General features: G+C 71.8%; 15 protein-coding genes. 4 read left to right on the top strand and 11 right to left on the bottom strand.

The window, feature by feature from the left end; all coding sequences use genetic code 11:
* Positions 1-424: integrase core domain-containing protein (locus tag G5B56_RS14950; protein WP_164963748.1), on the top strand; the 424-nt coding region annotated here is incomplete at its 5' end.
* A gap of 174 nt (positions 425-598) precedes the next feature.
* On the opposite strand, the gene G5B56_RS20090 is transcribed toward G5B56_RS14950, so the two are convergent.
* The 6 genes from G5B56_RS20090 to frdA form a co-directional block, all read right to left on the bottom strand.
* Positions 599-1,489 carry a helix-turn-helix domain-containing protein gene (locus tag G5B56_RS20090; protein ID WP_164963749.1) on the bottom strand — a complete coding sequence of 297 codons (891 nt, stop codon included), beginning with the start codon at positions 1,487-1,489 and terminating at the stop codon, positions 599-601.
* Positions 1,490-1,606: 117 nt separating this feature from the next.
* Positions 1,607-5,095, bottom strand: a complete 3,489-nt coding sequence (locus G5B56_RS14960; RefSeq protein WP_164963750.1) for a pyruvate carboxylase — start codon at positions 5,093-5,095, stop codon at positions 1,607-1,609.
* 73 nt (positions 5,096-5,168) lie between these two features.
* Complete coding sequence (frdD, locus tag G5B56_RS14965; protein ID WP_009858618.1) at positions 5,169-5,525, bottom strand: fumarate reductase subunit FrdD; 357 nt, start codon at positions 5,523-5,525, stop codon at positions 5,169-5,171.
* Entirely contained in the window at positions 5,522-5,917 is a 396-nt protein-coding gene (locus G5B56_RS14970) for a hypothetical protein (RefSeq protein ID WP_009858617.1), read from the bottom strand. The genes frdD and G5B56_RS14970 overlap by 4 nt, the downstream gene beginning before the upstream one ends.
* On the bottom strand, positions 5,914-6,693 hold the full coding sequence (locus tag G5B56_RS14975) for a succinate dehydrogenase/fumarate reductase iron-sulfur subunit (protein ID WP_164963751.1): 780 nt from the start codon (positions 6,691-6,693) through the stop codon (positions 5,914-5,916). Before G5B56_RS14975 ends, G5B56_RS14970 begins: the two co-directional genes overlap by 4 nt.
* Positions 6,694-6,698: 5 nt before the next feature.
* The gene (frdA, locus tag G5B56_RS14980) at positions 6,699-8,468 is read right to left on the bottom strand and encodes a fumarate reductase (quinol) flavoprotein subunit (RefSeq protein WP_164963752.1); all 1,770 of its coding nucleotides are present in this window, start codon (positions 8,466-8,468) and stop codon (positions 6,699-6,701) included.
* 209 nt (positions 8,469-8,677) lie between these two features.
* Between frdA and G5B56_RS14985 the strand changes: the two genes are divergently transcribed.
* Entirely contained in the window at positions 8,678-9,112 is a 435-nt protein-coding gene (locus G5B56_RS14985) for a response regulator (RefSeq protein WP_051141728.1), read from the top strand.
* Between the two features lie 40 nt (positions 9,113-9,152).
* Here the strand turns inward: G5B56_RS14985 and G5B56_RS14990 are convergent, their stop codons facing one another.
* From G5B56_RS14990 to G5B56_RS15010, 5 genes are read right to left on the bottom strand one after another with little or no spacing between them, the layout of a single operon-like run.
* Positions 9,153-9,605 carry an isoprenylcysteine carboxylmethyltransferase family protein gene (locus G5B56_RS14990; RefSeq protein WP_009858613.1) on the bottom strand — a complete coding sequence of 151 codons (453 nt, stop codon included), beginning with the start codon at positions 9,603-9,605 and terminating at the stop codon, positions 9,153-9,155.
* Positions 9,602-10,303 (bottom strand): class I SAM-dependent methyltransferase, encoded by a 702-nt coding sequence (locus G5B56_RS14995; protein WP_164963753.1) that lies wholly within the window; start codon positions 10,301-10,303, stop codon positions 9,602-9,604. The genes G5B56_RS14990 and G5B56_RS14995 overlap by 4 nt, the downstream gene beginning before the upstream one ends.
* Complete coding sequence (locus G5B56_RS15000; protein ID WP_164963754.1) at positions 10,300-11,217, bottom strand: alpha/beta hydrolase; 918 nt, start codon at positions 11,215-11,217, stop codon at positions 10,300-10,302. The genes G5B56_RS14995 and G5B56_RS15000 overlap by 4 nt, the downstream gene beginning before the upstream one ends.
* On the bottom strand, positions 11,217-11,732 hold the full coding sequence (locus G5B56_RS15005) for a GFA family protein (RefSeq protein WP_164963755.1): 516 nt from the start codon (positions 11,730-11,732) through the stop codon (positions 11,217-11,219). Before G5B56_RS15005 ends, G5B56_RS15000 begins: the two co-directional genes overlap by 1 nt.
* A 51-nt stretch (positions 11,733-11,783) precedes the next feature.
* On the bottom strand, positions 11,784-12,218 hold the full coding sequence (locus G5B56_RS15010; RefSeq protein ID WP_009858609.1) for a Fur family transcriptional regulator: 435 nt from the start codon (positions 12,216-12,218) through the stop codon (positions 11,784-11,786).
* 194 nt (positions 12,219-12,412) lie between these two features.
* Between G5B56_RS15010 and G5B56_RS15015 the strand changes: the two genes are divergently transcribed.
* Both G5B56_RS15015 and G5B56_RS15020 read left to right on the top strand, forming a co-directional pair.
* Positions 12,413-12,880: an Rrf2 family transcriptional regulator gene (locus tag G5B56_RS15015; RefSeq protein ID WP_164963756.1), complete on the top strand. Its 468-nt coding sequence runs from the start codon at positions 12,413-12,415 to the stop codon at positions 12,878-12,880.
* Entirely contained in the window at positions 12,877-14,064 is a 1,188-nt protein-coding gene (locus G5B56_RS15020) for an NnrS family protein (protein WP_164963757.1), read from the top strand. Before G5B56_RS15015 ends, G5B56_RS15020 begins: the two co-directional genes overlap by 4 nt.
* Positions 14,065-14,088 lie beyond the last annotated feature (24 nt).

Genomic DNA, 14,088 nt, shown 5'->3' on the forward strand with positions numbered 1-14,088 from the left:
TGCCCATCCGCAGACCAACGGCAAGGACGAACGCTTCCACCGCACGCTGGCCGCCGAAGTGCTGCTGGGTCGCAAGTTTCGCGACCTGACCGATGTCCAGCGGCACTTCAACTCCTGGCGTCACGTCTACAACTTCGAGCGCCCGCATGAAGCTCTGGGTATGCAAACGCCGGCCAGCCGCTACAGCGCCAGCATGCGCTCGATGCCCAGTAAGCTGCCTGACGTCGAGTACGGCCCCGAAGACATCGTCCGGCGTGTCGACGACGGCGGGCGCATCAGTATCCGCGGCATCAAGCTGCGAGTGGGCAAGGCGTTGATCGGGCAGCACGTCGCCTTGCGGCCTCGCCTTGATCGCGATGGCTCCTTCGACGTCTACTTCTGCCATCACAAGCTCGATGCCATCGAGCTGGACGGGGTGGGCTGACCCCGTCCTCTCTGTCACCCATGTCCTCGCACGGGTGTTACCCATCTCCCCGGTCCATACAGGAGGCTGGAGGGGGGCGTCCGACGAGCGGGAGCACCCTCGTGGAGGGGGCTCGGGGGAGCCGTGCGTGAAACCGCAGGCTGGGAGTGGGCGCGGCTTTGGCCGCGCCGACTCCTAGACCGCGCTGGGCGGCACTCCGAAGCGGCGCTTGAAGGTGCGGCTGAAGTGCGCCGGGCTGGTGAAGCCCCAGGCCCAGGCGACCTCGGCGACCGGACGGCCGCGGCGCGAGCGCAGTTCCTGCCAGCAGGCCTGCAGCCGCTGCTCCTGCACCCATTGCATGACCTGCCGGCCGTCGTCGAACAGCCGGTGCAGATAGCGGGTGGAGACACCCAGGTGGGCCGCGATGTGCGCGACGTCGAGGCGGCGGTCGTGCAGGCGCTCGAGGATGAAGGCCTCGGCGCGCCGGCGCTGGCGCATCGCGGCGTTCTCGCCGGGGGCGCCCGCGGCGGCGCCGGCGTCGCCCTCGGCGATGCGCTCGATCATGCGCAGCAGCGCGTCGCCCAGCGCATGGCGCTCGGCCGGCGCGAGATGGTCGTGGTGGCCGGACACGTAGCGCGCCAGCGCGGCGGCGGCGCGCACCTCGGGCTGGCGGCCGTCCAGCCGCTGCAGCGCGGGGGCGCTGGACGCCGGCGTCGTGGGCAGGTCGACCAGCAACTGGCGCACGGCACGCTGGCGGTCGATCCAGATGTCGCGGCCTGGTGCCAGCAGGCAGATTTCGCCGGGCCCGATGCGCTGCGGCCGCCGGTGGCCGGCGACCTGGGCGCTGCCCTCGATCTGCACCAGCAGCGAGACGCTGCCGCCGCCGGCTGCCGCGTCGCGCGGGATGCGCCGCGGCGACTGCTCGACCTCCAGCAGCCGCAGCGTGCCGTGCTCGAGCTCGAGTTCGGCGCAGCGGTCCCGACGGGGCGGCGGGCCGCCGTCAGCCGCCGTCGGCGGCGACGCCGCGGTGATCGAGACCGGATACGCGGAGCAAGCACAAGGCGGTGTTGGTTGCTCTGCGATCATTCGACGGCCCTCTTGTTGGAGTGGTTTTGGCGTCGAATTTATTAACGGCTGATTAACGAATACATACGGATGGGCCCTATCGGGCCCAATCCGGATGGCGCCGCCGCCGCGGCTGGGTCAGCCCGCCGGCTTCAGCAGGATCAGCAGTTCCTTGGCCTGCACCCGCTCGCCGGGCTTGACGTGCACCGCCTCGACGACGGCCTCGCGGTCGGCGGCGACGTGGGTCTCCATCTTCATCGCCTCCAGCGCCAGCAGCGTGTCGCCGGGCGCCACGTGCTGGCCCGGCGCGACGGCGACGCTGACGATGGCGCCGGGCATCGGTGCCGCCACCTGCCAGGGGTTGCCGGGCTCGGCCATCGGCCGCGCCGCGGCGGCCTGCACGCCGGCGCGCGGCACGCGCACCGTGCGCGCCTGGCCGTTGAGCTCGAACTGCACCTTGTGCGCCGTGTCGCCGTCGGGGGCGACGCTCTGCAGCATCACCAGCAGCGACTTGCCGGGGTCGATCTCGACGGCGATCTCCTGCTGCGGCTGCGGGCCGTAGAAGAACACCGGCGTCGGCAGCATCGAGACGTCGCCGTAGCGCCGCAGGTGCTCGTGGTACTCGCGCGCCACCTTCGGGTACATCAGCCAGGAGGCCAGGCCGCGATCGTCGAGCTTGGTGCCGCAGTCGCGCTCGGCCTTCTCGCGCGCCGCGTCCAGGTCCACCGGCGGGATGCGGTCACCCGGGCGGTATGGCGCCGGCGGCGCGGCCTCGGGCGCCAGCTTCAGCACCTTGCGCGACAGCGCCTCGGGGAAACCGTCGGGCGGGAACCCGAGCTCGCCGCGGAACAGCGACACCACCGACTCGGGGAAGGCGATGTCGCGCGCCGGGTCGGCGACGTCGGCCGGCGTCAGGTCCTGCGCGACCATCATCAGCGCCATGTCGCCGACGACCTTGGAGGTCGGCGTCACCTTGACGATGTCGCCGAACAGCCGGTTGACGTCGGCATAGGCGCGCGAGACCTCGGTCCAGCGGTGCGCCAGGCCCAGCGCACGCGCCTGCTCGCGCAGGTTGGTGTACTGGCCGCCGGGCATCTCGTGGCGGTAGACGTCGGCGGTGCCGGAGCGGATCTCCGACTCGAAGGGCGAATAGAAGCGGCGCACGCCCTCCCAGTACATCGACGCCGCGTGCAGCGCGTCGGGCGGCAGGCCGGGGTCGCGTTCGGTGCCGGCCAGCGCGGCGGCGATCGAGGACAGGTTGGGCTGCGAGGTCAGCCCGCTCATCGCGTCGAGCGCGCCGTCCACCGCGTCGCAGCCGGCATCGATCGCCGCCAGCACCGAGGCCGCGGCCGCGCCGCTGGTGTCGTGGGTGTGGAAGTGCACCGGCAGGCCGGTCTCCTCCTTCAGTGCCTTGACCAGCGCCGCGGCGGCGCGCGGCCGGCAGATGCCGGCCATGTCCTTGATGCCCAGCACGTGCACGCCGGCCTGCTGCAGCGCACGCGCGGTCTTCACGTAATAGCCCAGGTCGTACTTGGCGCGTGCCGGGTCGAAGGGGTCGCCGGTGACGCAGATCGCACCTTCGCAGAGCGCGCCGGTGTCGAGCACGGCGTCGATCGCGACCCGCATGTTCTCCACCCAGTTCAGCGAGTCGAAGACGCGGAACAGGTCGATGCCTTCCTTGGCCGCGGTGCGCACGAACTGCTGCACGACGTTGTCGGCGTAGTTCGTGTAGCCCACCGCGTTGGAGCCGCGCAGCAGCATCTGGAACAACACGTTGGGCACGCGCGTGCGCAGCGCCGCCAGGCGCTCCCAGGGGTCTTCCTTCAGGAAGCGCATCGCGACGTCGAAGGTCGCGCCGCCCCAGCATTCGAGCGAGAAGAGCTGGTGCAGTTCGCGCGCGTAGTACGGCGCGATCGGCAGCATGTCGGCGGTGCGCATGCGCGTGGCCAGCAGCGACTGGTGCGCGTCGCGCATCGTCGTGTCGGTCATCAGCACACGTTTCTGCGCCAGCATCCAGTCGGCGAAGCCTTTGGCGCCGAGCTGCTGCAGCCGCTGGCGCGTGCCCGCCGGCGGCGGCGTCTCGTCGTCGACACGTGGCAGCACCGGCTTGGGCAGCGGCAGTTCGGGCAGCGCGCGGCCGCGCACCTCGGGGTTGCCGTCGACCGTGACCTCGCCGAGGAAACGCAGCAGCTTGGTCGCGCGGTCGCGGCGCGCGGCGAAGGCCAGCAGTTCCGGCGTCTGCTCGATGAAACGCGTCGTCACGTCGCCCGAGGCGAACTTCGGGTGGTTGATGACGTTCTCGAGGAACTGCAGGTTGGTCGCCAGCCCGCGCACGCGGAACTCGCGCAGCGCGCGGTCCATGCGCTGGATCGTCTCGTCAGCGGTCGGCGCCCAGGCCGTCACCTTCACCAGCAGCGAGTCGTAATAAGGCGTGATGACGGCGCCGCCGTAGGCCGTGCCGGCGTCCAGACGGATGCCGAAACCGGCGGCGCTGCGGTAGGCGGCGATGGCGCCGTAGTCGGGCAGGAAGCCGTTCTCGGGGTCTTCGGTCGTCACGCGGCACTGCAGCGCGTGGCCGTTGAGCGGGATCTGCGCCTGCGGCGGCACGCCGGCCGACGGGCGCGCCGGGTCGTCGTCGCCGACGCCGATCCAGGCACCTTCGGTGACGCGGATCTGGGCCTTCACGATGTCCACGCCGGTGATCATCTCGGTCACCGTGTGCTCGACCTGGATGCGCGGGTTGACCTCGATGAACCAGCAGCGGCCGGTGTCGGCGTCCATCAGGAACTCGACCGTGCCGGCGTGCGTGTAGCCCACCGAGCGCATCAGCCGCAGCGCGCTGTCGCAGAGCTCGGCGCGTGCCGCGGCGTCGAGGTAGGGCGCCGGGGCGCGTTCGACGACCTTCTGGTTGCGGCGCTGCACGGTGCAGTCGCGCTCGTGAAGGTGCACCAGGTTGCCGTGCCGGTCGCCGAGGATCTGCACCTCGACGTGGCGCGCGCGGCGGATCAGCTTCTCGAAATAGACCTCGTCGTTGCCGAAGGCGGCCAGCGCCTCGCGCCGCGCCGACTCCAGCGCCGCCGGCAGTTCGGCCGCGCTCTCGACGACGCGCATGCCGCGGCCGCCGCCGCCCCAGCTGGCCTTCAGCATCACCGGGAAGCCGATCTCCTCGGCCAGGCGGCGGCATTCGTCGACCTCGCGCGGCAGCGGCGGTGTCGCCGGCATCACCGGCACGCCGGCGGCCACCGCGGCATGGCGTGCGGCGACCTTGTTGCCCAGCACGCGCATCACCTCGGGCGAAGGCCCGATCCACTGCAGCCCGGCGGCGATGACACGTTCGGCGAACTCGGGGTTCTCCGACAGGAAGCCGTAGCCGGGGTGGATGGCGTCGACACCGGCACGGCGCGCGATGCGCAGGATGTCGTCGCCGTCGAGGTAGGCCTCCAGCGGCTTCTTGCCTTCGCCGACGAGGTAGCTCTCGTCGGCCTTGAAGCGGTGCAGCGCCTGGCGGTCCTGCTGCGAATAGATCGCCACCGTGCGCATGCGCATCTCGCTGGCCGCGCGCATCACGCGGATCGCGATCTCGGACCGGTTGGCGATCAGGATGGACCGGATCGGACGAAACTCCATCGAGGCTCCCGCGCGGGCGGTCGACGAAGTCCTGGCGCGCCGCCGCCCGTCCGCCGGCGCGCCTGAAGGGGCGTCAGAACCCGATCGCGAACAGCAGCGCCGCGCAGACCAGGCTGCCCACGGTGGCGAAGCCGTAGAAGAACACCGCCGCGCCATGCCCGGCGTGCACGCCGAGGTCGTGCAGGCTGTGCAGCATGCGGTGGCAGCCGTGGAACAGGAACAGCGCGATCACCGCCAGCACTGCCAGCTTGCCCAGCGGGTGCAGCACGAAGGCGTGCACGTGGGCGTAGCTGAGTGCGTCGGGCGACAGCACGATGGCCAGCGGAGCCAGCACGCCGGTGATCAGGATCAGCGCCGGGCCGACCAGCGCCGACAGCACCCCGCCGGCGCCGAAGAGCGACCAGAAGATCGGTTCGTGCGAGCGTTTCATCGTGTCACCCCCGCGACGACGGCGATCAGGCCGATGGAGACCACCAGCGCCGTGATCCAGCCGCCGACGGTGACCAGCCGGCCCGGGAAGGGCAGCTTGGGCGCGGTCTTCGGCATCACGCCGAACCAGGTGATGCTGTGATACGTGACCAGCGCCGCGGCGACGAGGTGGAAGACGATCGCCAGCGGCGAGGCCAGCGCCGCGCGCCAGGCCTCGTACTCGGCCTCGCCCTGGGCCAGGCGCGCCAAGCCGACGAGCAGCACCAGCGCGTAGGCCGCGAGCAGCACCGCGCTGCCTTCGCGGATCATGTAGAGCACGTAGAACGGGTTCTTCGTCCACCAGCCGGCCATCGGGCGCTGGTAGGTCTTCAGCGTCGGCTTGTAGCGGCTCATCGGGCGCCTCCCTTGGGCGCGAGCAGCTTGCGCACGCCGAAGTAGTCCATCGTGCTGTTCACCTTGTTCTGGTTGATCGCGTGTGCCGGGTCCACGCCCTTGGGGCAGACCTCGGAGCAGTAGCCCACCAGCGTGCAGCCCCAGACGCCTTCCTCGGCGTTGGCGACGTCGGCACGCGCCTCCCAGCCGCGGTCGCGCGAGTCGGCGTTGTAGCGGTGCATCAGCGCCAGCGCCGCCGGGCCGATGAACTCGGGCTTGAGCCCCACCTGCGGGCAGGCGGCGTAACACAGCAGGCAGTTGATGCACTGCGAGAACTGATAGTACTGGTCCAGCTGCGCCGGCGTCTGCCGGCTCGGGCCGTCGGCGACGCTGCGGTTCTCGCAGGGCTGGATCCAGGGCTTGACCGACTCCAGCTTGTCGAGGAACTCGTTCTGGTCGACGACCAGGTCGCGCACGATGGCGAAGTTGGCCAGCGGCTCGACACGCACCTTGTTCGGCCAGTAGTCGCGCAGGAAGGCGTGGCAGGACAGCTGCGGCACGCCGTTGATCATCTTGCCGCAGCTGCCGCAGATCGCCATGCGGCAGGACCAGCGGAAGGTCAGGCTGCCGTCGAAGTGGTCCTTGATGTACTGCAGGCCCTGCAGCACCGAGGTGTCGTCGTCGAACGGCACCTGCCAGCTCTGGAAGCGCGGCGCGCTGTCCGTTTCGGGATCGAAGCGCAGGCACTCGATCTCGATCGTGCGCCCGGTCGCGGGCGTCGGGGTCGTGTCCGTCATGGGGCTCAGGTCAGGATGGCCTTGGTGCCGGCGCCGCCGTAGCTGCGTGCGCGCGGCGCCGAGGTGGTGATGACGACGGGGCGGTGCGAGATCGCCGGGGCGTCGTCGCCGCGGCGTTCGGCCAGCGTGTGCACGAGGAAATGTTCGTCGTCGCGTTCGGTGTAGCCGTCCAGGCGCTGGTGGGCGCCGCGCGACTCCTTGCGCTCGCGCGCCGAGTGCGCCATCGCCTCGGCGACCTCGAGCATCGAGCCGAGCTCGATGGCCGACAGCCACTCGGTGTTGAAGGCGCGGCTGCGGTCGTCGAGCTTGACGCCGGCGCGCCAGCGCGCGCGCAGCTCGGCCAGCGTCGAGCAGGCTTCGGCCAGGCCGGACTCCTCGCGGTAGATGCCGACGTTCTTCTCCATGCACTCGCCCAGCGCCTCGCGCAGCACGGCGACACGTTCGCCGCGCTCGTGCTGGTGCAGCGCCTCCAGGCGCGCCACGGCGGCCTGGGCCTGGCGCTCCAGCGACGCCGCAGACGTCGCGCCCACCGAGCGCACGTACTGCGCCGCCGCTTCGCCGGCGACGCGGCCGAAGACGACGATCTCCGACAGCGAGTTCGAGCCCAGCCGGTTGGCGCCGTGGATGCCGACGCTGGAGCACTCGCCGGCGGCGTAGAGGCCGGGCAGCGAGGTCTCGGTGCGGCCGTTGGTGGCGATGCCGCCCATCGTGTAGTGCACCGCCGGGCGCACCGGGATCGGGTCGTGCACCGGGTCGATGCCGGCGAAGGTCTTGGCGACCTCGGTGATCAGCGGCAGGCGCTCGTGGATCTTCTTCGCACCCAGGTGGCGCAGGTCGAGGTTGACGGCGCTGCCGTGGCGCGTCGTCAGCGTGTTGCCCTTGCGTTCCTCGTGCCAGAAGGCCTGCGACAGGCGGTCGCGCGGGCCCAGTTCCATCGCCTTCGGGCGCGGCCACGGGTCCAGCGGCCCGAGGCCGTAGTCCTGCAGGTAGCGGTGGCCGTCCTTGTTCGTCAGGATCGCGCCTTCGCCGCGGCAGCCTTCGGTGATCAGGATGCCGCTGCCGGGCAGGGCGGTCGGGTGGTACTGCACGAACTCCATGTCGCGCAGCGCGACGCCGTGGCGGTAGGCCAGACCCATGCCGTCGCCGGTGACGATGCCGGCGTTGGTGTTCTGGCTGTAGACGCGGCCGGCGCCGCCGGTGGCCAGGATGACGGCCTTGGCGCGCAGCAGGAAGAACTTGCCGGTGGCGATCTCGATCGCCAGCACGCCTTGCACGCGGCCGTCCTCGACCAGCAGCTCGGCGACGAAGAACTCGTCGAAACGCTGGATGCCCGGGTACTTCAGCGAAGTCTGGAACAGCGTGTGCAGCATGTGGAAGCCGGTCTTGTCGGCGGCGAACCACGTGCGCTGCACCTTCATGCCGCCGAAGAAGCGCACGTTGATGCTGCCGTCGTCCTTGCGGCTCCAGGGGCAGCCCCAGTGCTCCAGGCGGATCATCTCCTCGGGGCAGCGCTCGACGAAGAAGCGCACGACGTCCTGGTCGCAGAGCCAGTCGCCGCCCGAGACGGTGTCGTCGAAATGGTGGTCCAGCGAGTCGTCGTCGCGGATCACGCCGGCCGAGCCGCCTTCGGCGGCCACGGTGTGGCTGCGCATCGGCACCACCTTGGACACGAGCGCGACCTTCAGCCTGGGGTCCGCTTCCTGGACCGCGATCGCCGCGCGCAGGCCTGCGCCTCCGCCCCCGACGATCACGATGTCACTTTGGATGATTTCCATCGAAACTCCGATATCCTCCGCCCGCGCCGCAGAACGCGGCCCGCGCGCCGGTCGCCCTTATACCGGGATTGGCTTTCGCGCACCCCCGGTTTCCGCACACGGTCGGTGCATTGCCGACCGTGTCACCCTCCCCAGGCGTTGCAGGGCTGGCCACAAGCACTATGCTTGCCCGCTGCGCGTCGGGGCGGTTTCCCGCCGCGTTTTTTTGCATGCCGTCGATCCCACCTGCCGCCCCCCCGCTGGAAGAGCTCCAGGGAACCGTTCTCTACATCGAGGACGTGGAGATGAACTTCGCCGTCGTCGAGGGCATCCTCGCGCGCCACCCTGGCATCCGGCTGCTGCGTGCGGCCAACGGCCTGGACGGCGTGCGCATGGTGCAGGAGTGCCGGCCCGACTTCGTGCTGCTGGACATGCACCTGCCCGACATCTCCGGGCTCGAAGTCGTGCGCCGGCTCAGCGAGGAGATCGCCGAGCGCCGGCTGCGCATCACCATCCTGACCGCCGACACGCTGACGATGGACGTGCTGAAGGCGATGAGCCTGGGCGCCTTCGAGTACCTGGTGAAGCCGGTCGAGGTGCGCACCATCGAGGACTGCGTGCGCCGCGCGCTGCTCGCCAAGCGTCAGCAGGCCCCCGGCCGCTGAAGGGCCGCGAGGCTCAGGTTCCTGTTTCGTCCCGGTCGCGTCAGAGCAGCCGCGGCACGAAGCGCCGGGTCCGGGCGCGGTAGGCGTCGTAGCCGGGATGCACCGCGCTCATCCAGCGCTCCTCGAGCGAGGACTTGATCCACAGCACCACGGCCAGCGCTACAGCGGCCGCGACGGTCGTCGCGCCCGGCGCCACGGCGACTGCCGCCAGCGCGAGCAGCAGCAGCGCGGCGTACATCGGGTGCCGGATCCAGGCGTAGATGCCGTGCTCGACGAGCCGGCCGCCGGCGCGCGGTTCGGGGTGCACGTTGAAGTTGCCGGGGCGGTTGGCCGTCACCGCCGCGAGCCCGACGGCCAGCGATGCCGCGGCCAGCACCAGCGCCAGCCAGGGCGCCGCCGGGTCGGCCCAGGCCGGTGCCGCACCGCAGGCCAGCGCCGTCAGCAGCACGAACTGCAGCAGCACCAGCACGGCACCGGCGCGCCGGTCGCTCATGTTGCCTCGCGGCGCAGCAGCCGCACCCGCAGCGGCCGCTCGAAGGCCGCGCCGTCGGGGCCGCAGTGCGGCATGAAGGCGGCGCGCACGCGCTCGACGGTCGCGTCGTCCAGCGTGTAGGTGGCGAAGCTCGGCCGCAGCATGCGACGCTCGAACTCGGCGAAGTCGGCGTAACGCACCGGCTGGGCAAAGCGGTGCTGCACGATCTCGGTCCAGGGGCCGTGCGCCAGCGCCTCGTCCAGCGCCGCCTGCGCGGCGGCGCGCACCGTGCCTTCGTCGTTGTACAGGCGCACGATGTCGTTCAGGCTGCCGTCGTAGACCGGCTCGGACACGTAGAGCAGGCCGCCCGGCACCAGCACCCGTGCGGCTTCGGCCAGCGCCTGGCCCATCGCCGGGATCGGCACGTGGTGCAGCGACTTCAGCATCAGCGCCAGGTCGAAGCTGGCGTCCGGCGTGGGCACGGCCTCGGCGCCGCCTGCGACGAAGCTCAGCCCGGGCGTCGGCGGCGCGGCCAGGTTCCTGGCGTGCTGCACCGCGTCGACCTCGAGCGCGGTGACGCGGCAGTCCGGATGGCGCTGCAGCACGCCGCGCACCAGGCGTGCGTCGCCGCAGCCGAGCTCGACGATGCGCCGCCCGGCCAGCGGCACCAGCGCCGACAGCACCTCGTATTCGTCCTGGCAGAGCGTGGGCGCGTTCATCGGCTGTCGGGGGTGATTTCGATACCGGCGATGGTATCCGGCGCGGCCGCGCAGGCCTGGCGCAGGAAGTCGACGATGTCGGCGACATGCGGCGCCAGCGCCTCGCGCAGGTCGTGGTCGCCGTCGACCGCCAGCAGCCCGGTGCCGGGAGCCGCGGCGGCCTGCAGGCGCAGCGCGTCGTCGAACGGCGCGGTCGTGTCGTGGCGGCCGTGCACCAGCAGCACCGGGCAGCGGGCGCGGCGCACGGTGGCCAGCGGCGCGATGTCGTCGAAGCGGGCGCCGATCACGCGCTGCACGTGGCGGATCACGTACCAGCCCAGCGGCCGGTAGGGCACGCGTTTTTCGGCCAGGAAACGCCGCATCACCTCGTCCGGGTGGGCGAAGGCCGACAGGCTGACGACACCGCGCACGCCACCCGCCCGCGCCGCGTGCAGCAGCGAGGCCGCGGCGCCGACCGAGTGGCCGACCAGCGCCAGCCGGTCGGCCTGCACCTCGGGCCGCGTTCCCAGCCAGGCCAGGCCGGCGGCGATGTCCTCGGCAAAACGCGGCATCGACGTGAAAGCCTCGTCGTCGCTGTCGCCATGGCAGCGTGCGTCCAGCAACAGCACGGCGAAGCCGGCGGCCGCCAGCGGCGGCGCCACCGGCCACATCGTCGTCGCGTTGGCGCCCCAGCCGTGCATCGCCAGCACCGCGGGCGCCGGTGTGCGTTCGGGCAGCACCAGCCAGCCGAAGAGCTTTCGCCCGCGCGGGCCGGGGATGCGCACCTCGTGCACACGCGAGGCGTCCATCGCGAGGCGCGTGTGCGTGCCGTCGTGCGCCATGCGCGGCGCACGCAGCCCGCGCAGGATGGCCTGGTGCGCCAGCGTGCGCAGCGCCACGGCGCCGGCGGCGACGCCTGCTGTGGTGGCCAGCATCAGTCCCAGGGCCGGCCGGCGGCGCGCCAGGCGTCGATGCGCGGCTTCAAGGCGCGGCGGCGCTCCAGGCTCTCCGGGCGCCAGACCTCGGCGGCGTCGTAGTACTCGACCACGGCGCGCGTGCCCTCGGGCAGCGCCAGCCAGGGCTGTTTCGTCGACGTGAAGATGTGGATGTCCGGCGGCAGGCGGTCAGGGTCGTCGAGCGTGCCGACACGCACGAAGGCCACCAGCGGCCCGCTGCCGGCGTAATGGCTCCAGACGGCGATGCGGCAGTGCGGGCAGCGTGCGATGCGCTGGCCCTGGCCGCTGGCCGAGGGCGTGAGCACGATCTCCGGCGCCTCCGCGGTGGCCTCCAGCCGGTCGCGTTCGATCATCGCGTTCAACGCGAAGGCCGTGCCGGTCTCGCGCTGGCACCAGCGGCAGTGGCAGGCGTGCACGACGAGCGGCGCGCCGTGCAGGCGGTAACGCACGCGGCCGCAGTCGCAGCCGCCTTCGAGCATCGTCGGGTCGGTCATCGGCGCGCCGGCGTCCGGCAGGTGGATGCCCGGCGTGCCGATGCTAGCCGTTCAGGCGTTGAGCGCCGGCGCCGGGCGGCGCGTGCGCACGCGCACGATGACGTCGACCTCGCTCAGTTCCAGGCCGTCGCCGAGCTCGGGCAGGCCCAGCACCTGGATCGCCGGGCCGGTGAGATCGGCGACCTCGCCGGTGTCGACGTTGTAGACGTGGTGGTGCGGCGTGACGGTCGAGTCGTAGACCGTGGCCGAGCCTTCGATCGGCAGCGCCTTCAGCAGGCGCTGGCGCACGAACAGCTGCAGCACCGCGTAGACCGTCGCGCGCGACAGCCCCGGCAGGTGCTCGCGCGCGGCACGCAGCACCTGCTCGGCCGTCATGTGCACCGGCGCCGAGAACAGCACCGTGCCGACGGCCACACGCTGCAGCGTCGGCAGGATGTCGGCGTCGCGCAGCTTCTGCTGGATCGAGGTGGTACGGGTCAGGTCCATCGTGTGCTTTCTTCGGGTGGCTGCGTCCGAGAGCTGGACGCATTCCAGGCATCGGAGCCATTTCATGCCCGTTCGCCGCTGCTCGGCCTGCGCTGGGTCAAGCGGCCTGCGGGAAGCCGTCACGCCACGCCGCTTGTTCCACGTGCCGGCGGCGACTATGATTGCTGCATTCCAAATGCAGCTTTAAGCCGGCAATGAAACTGACCAGCTTCACCGACTACAGCCTGCGCGTGCTGATCTACCTGGCGACGCGCCCGGGCCGGCGCGCGACGATCGGCGAGATCGCGGCCAAGTTCTCGGCCTCCGAGAACCACCTGACCAAGGTCGTGCACTTCCTCGGCACCGAAGGCGTGCTGGCGACGGTGCGCGGCAAGGGCGGCGGCCTGGGGCTGGCGCGGCCGCCGCAGGACATCGTCGTCGGCGACATCGTGCGCCGCACCGAGGGCGAGGCGATGCCGGCCGAGTGTTTCGGCAGCGGCGGCGGCTGCGCGATCGCGCCTTGCTGCCGGCTGCGCGGCGTGCTCGGCGAGGCGGTCGACGCCTTCTACGCTGTGCTCGACCGCTACACGCTGGAAGACCTGGTCGCCAACCGCGACCAGCTCGACGCCATCCTGCGCATCGGCGAGATGCCGGTGCCCGCGACGACGGAGCTGCGGGCATGACGACGATCCCGCTGCATTTCACGCCGCGCGAGCCGGTGCGCGGCTTCGGCCTCTGGCGCCTGGGTTTCCGCCCGTTCTACCTGCTGGCCGCCGGGTTCTCCGCGCTGTCGATCGCCTTGTGGTCGCTGCAGTACGCCGGCCTGCTGGGCGCGGCCTATCTCGCCGGGCCGCTGTGGCACGCGCACGAGATGCTGTTCGGCTTCACGCTGGCGGTGGTCGTCGGTTTCCTGTTCACCGCCGGGCGCAACTGGTCGGGCCAGCCGACGCCGACCGGCGGCGCGCTGGCGGCGCTGGCCGCGCTCTGGCTCGCCGGCCGGCTGCTGGTGCTGACGCCCTGGGGGCTGGCTGCCGCGGTCGTCAACGTCGCGTTCCCGCTGCTGGCCGCCGTCGGCCTGGGGCGTGCGCTCTACGCCGGACGCAACCAGCGCAACTACTTCTTCGTCGCGCTGCTGTGTGCGATGGCCGGCGCGCAGGCGCTGTTCCACCTGACGCTGCTCGGTGTGCTGGACCTGCCGCTGCGCGCCGGCATCCAGATCGGGCTGGACGTCGTGCTCTTCGTGATGGCCGTCGTCGCCGGCCGCGTGGTGCCGATGTTCACCAACAACGGCGTGCCGGGCACCGGCGCCGAACGCCGCCCGCGTGTCGAGCAGGTGGCGCTGGGCAGCGTGCTGGCGCTGCTGGCGGCCGACGTGCTGGGGCTGCCGGCGATGATCGTCGCCGCAGTCGCAGCCGTCGCCGCGCTGGCGCACGGCGTGCGGCTGGCGCTGTGGCGGCCGCAGCGCACGCGGCCCAATCCGCTGGTCTGGATCCTGCACGCTGCCTACGCCTGGATCCCGCTGCACCTCGCACTTCGCGCCGCGTCCGAGCTGGGCTGGGCCCAGCCCTCGCTGGCGACGCACGCGCTGACCGCCGGCGCGATCGGCGCGCTGACGCTGGGCATGATGACGCGCACCGCACGCGGCCACACCGGCCGGCCGCTGCGCGCCGACCGCTGGGACATCGCCGCCTACGGCCTGGTGCTGGCCGGCGGCGGGGTGCGCGTGCTGGGGCCGCTGCTGCTGCCGGCCTTGATGCAGGCCGAGATCGTCGTCTCCGGTGCCTGCTGGGCCGCGGCGTTTGCGATCTTCGCCTGGCGTTACGCGCCTTCGCTGTGGCGCGTGCGCGCCGACGGCCAGGCTGGCTGACACCCGCGTGACGGCCGGGGCCGG

The sequence above is a fragment of the Rubrivivax sp. JA1026 genome, assembly GCF_011065555.1.
Classification (GTDB): Bacteria; Pseudomonadota; Gammaproteobacteria; order Burkholderiales; family Burkholderiaceae_C; genus Rubrivivax; species Rubrivivax benzoatilyticus.

Coding starts and splice junctions, on each gene's coding strand:
- G5B56_RS15015 (WP_164963756.1), top strand. CDS start 12,413: ATGAAACTGACCAGCTTCACCGACTACAGCCTGCGCGTGCTGATCTAC.
- G5B56_RS14990 (WP_009858613.1), bottom strand. CDS start 9,605: ATGAGCGACCGGCGCGCCGGTGCCGTGCTGGTGCTGCTGCAGTTCGTG.
- G5B56_RS14975 (WP_164963751.1), bottom strand. CDS start 6,693: ATGACGGACACGACCCCGACGCCCGCGACCGGGCGCACGATCGAGATC.
- G5B56_RS15000 (WP_164963754.1), bottom strand. CDS start 11,217: ATGCTGGCCACCACAGCAGGCGTCGCCGCCGGCGCCGTGGCGCTGCGC.
- G5B56_RS14985 (WP_051141728.1), top strand. CDS start 8,678: ATGCCGTCGATCCCACCTGCCGCCCCCCCGCTGGAAGAGCTCCAGGGA.
- G5B56_RS15010 (WP_009858609.1), bottom strand. CDS start 12,218: ATGGACCTGACCCGTACCACCTCGATCCAGCAGAAGCTGCGCGACGCC.
- G5B56_RS14960 (WP_164963750.1), bottom strand. CDS start 5,095: ATGGAGTTTCGTCCGATCCGGTCCATCCTGATCGCCAACCGGTCCGAG.
- G5B56_RS15020 (WP_164963757.1), top strand. CDS start 12,877: ATGACGACGATCCCGCTGCATTTCACGCCGCGCGAGCCGGTGCGCGGC.
- G5B56_RS15005 (WP_164963755.1), bottom strand. CDS start 11,732: ATGACCGACCCGACGATGCTCGAAGGCGGCTGCGACTGCGGCCGCGTG.
- G5B56_RS14995 (WP_164963753.1), bottom strand. CDS start 10,303: ATGAACGCGCCCACGCTCTGCCAGGACGAATACGAGGTGCTGTCGGCG.
- frdA (WP_164963752.1), bottom strand. CDS start 8,468: ATGGAAATCATCCAAAGTGACATCGTGATCGTCGGGGGCGGAGGCGCA.
- G5B56_RS20090 (WP_164963749.1), bottom strand. CDS start 1,489: ATGATCGCAGAGCAACCAACACCGCCTTGTGCTTGCTCCGCGTATCCG.
- G5B56_RS14970 (WP_009858617.1), bottom strand. CDS start 5,917: ATGAGCCGCTACAAGCCGACGCTGAAGACCTACCAGCGCCCGATGGCC.
- frdD (WP_009858618.1), bottom strand. CDS start 5,525: ATGAAACGCTCGCACGAACCGATCTTCTGGTCGCTCTTCGGCGCCGGC.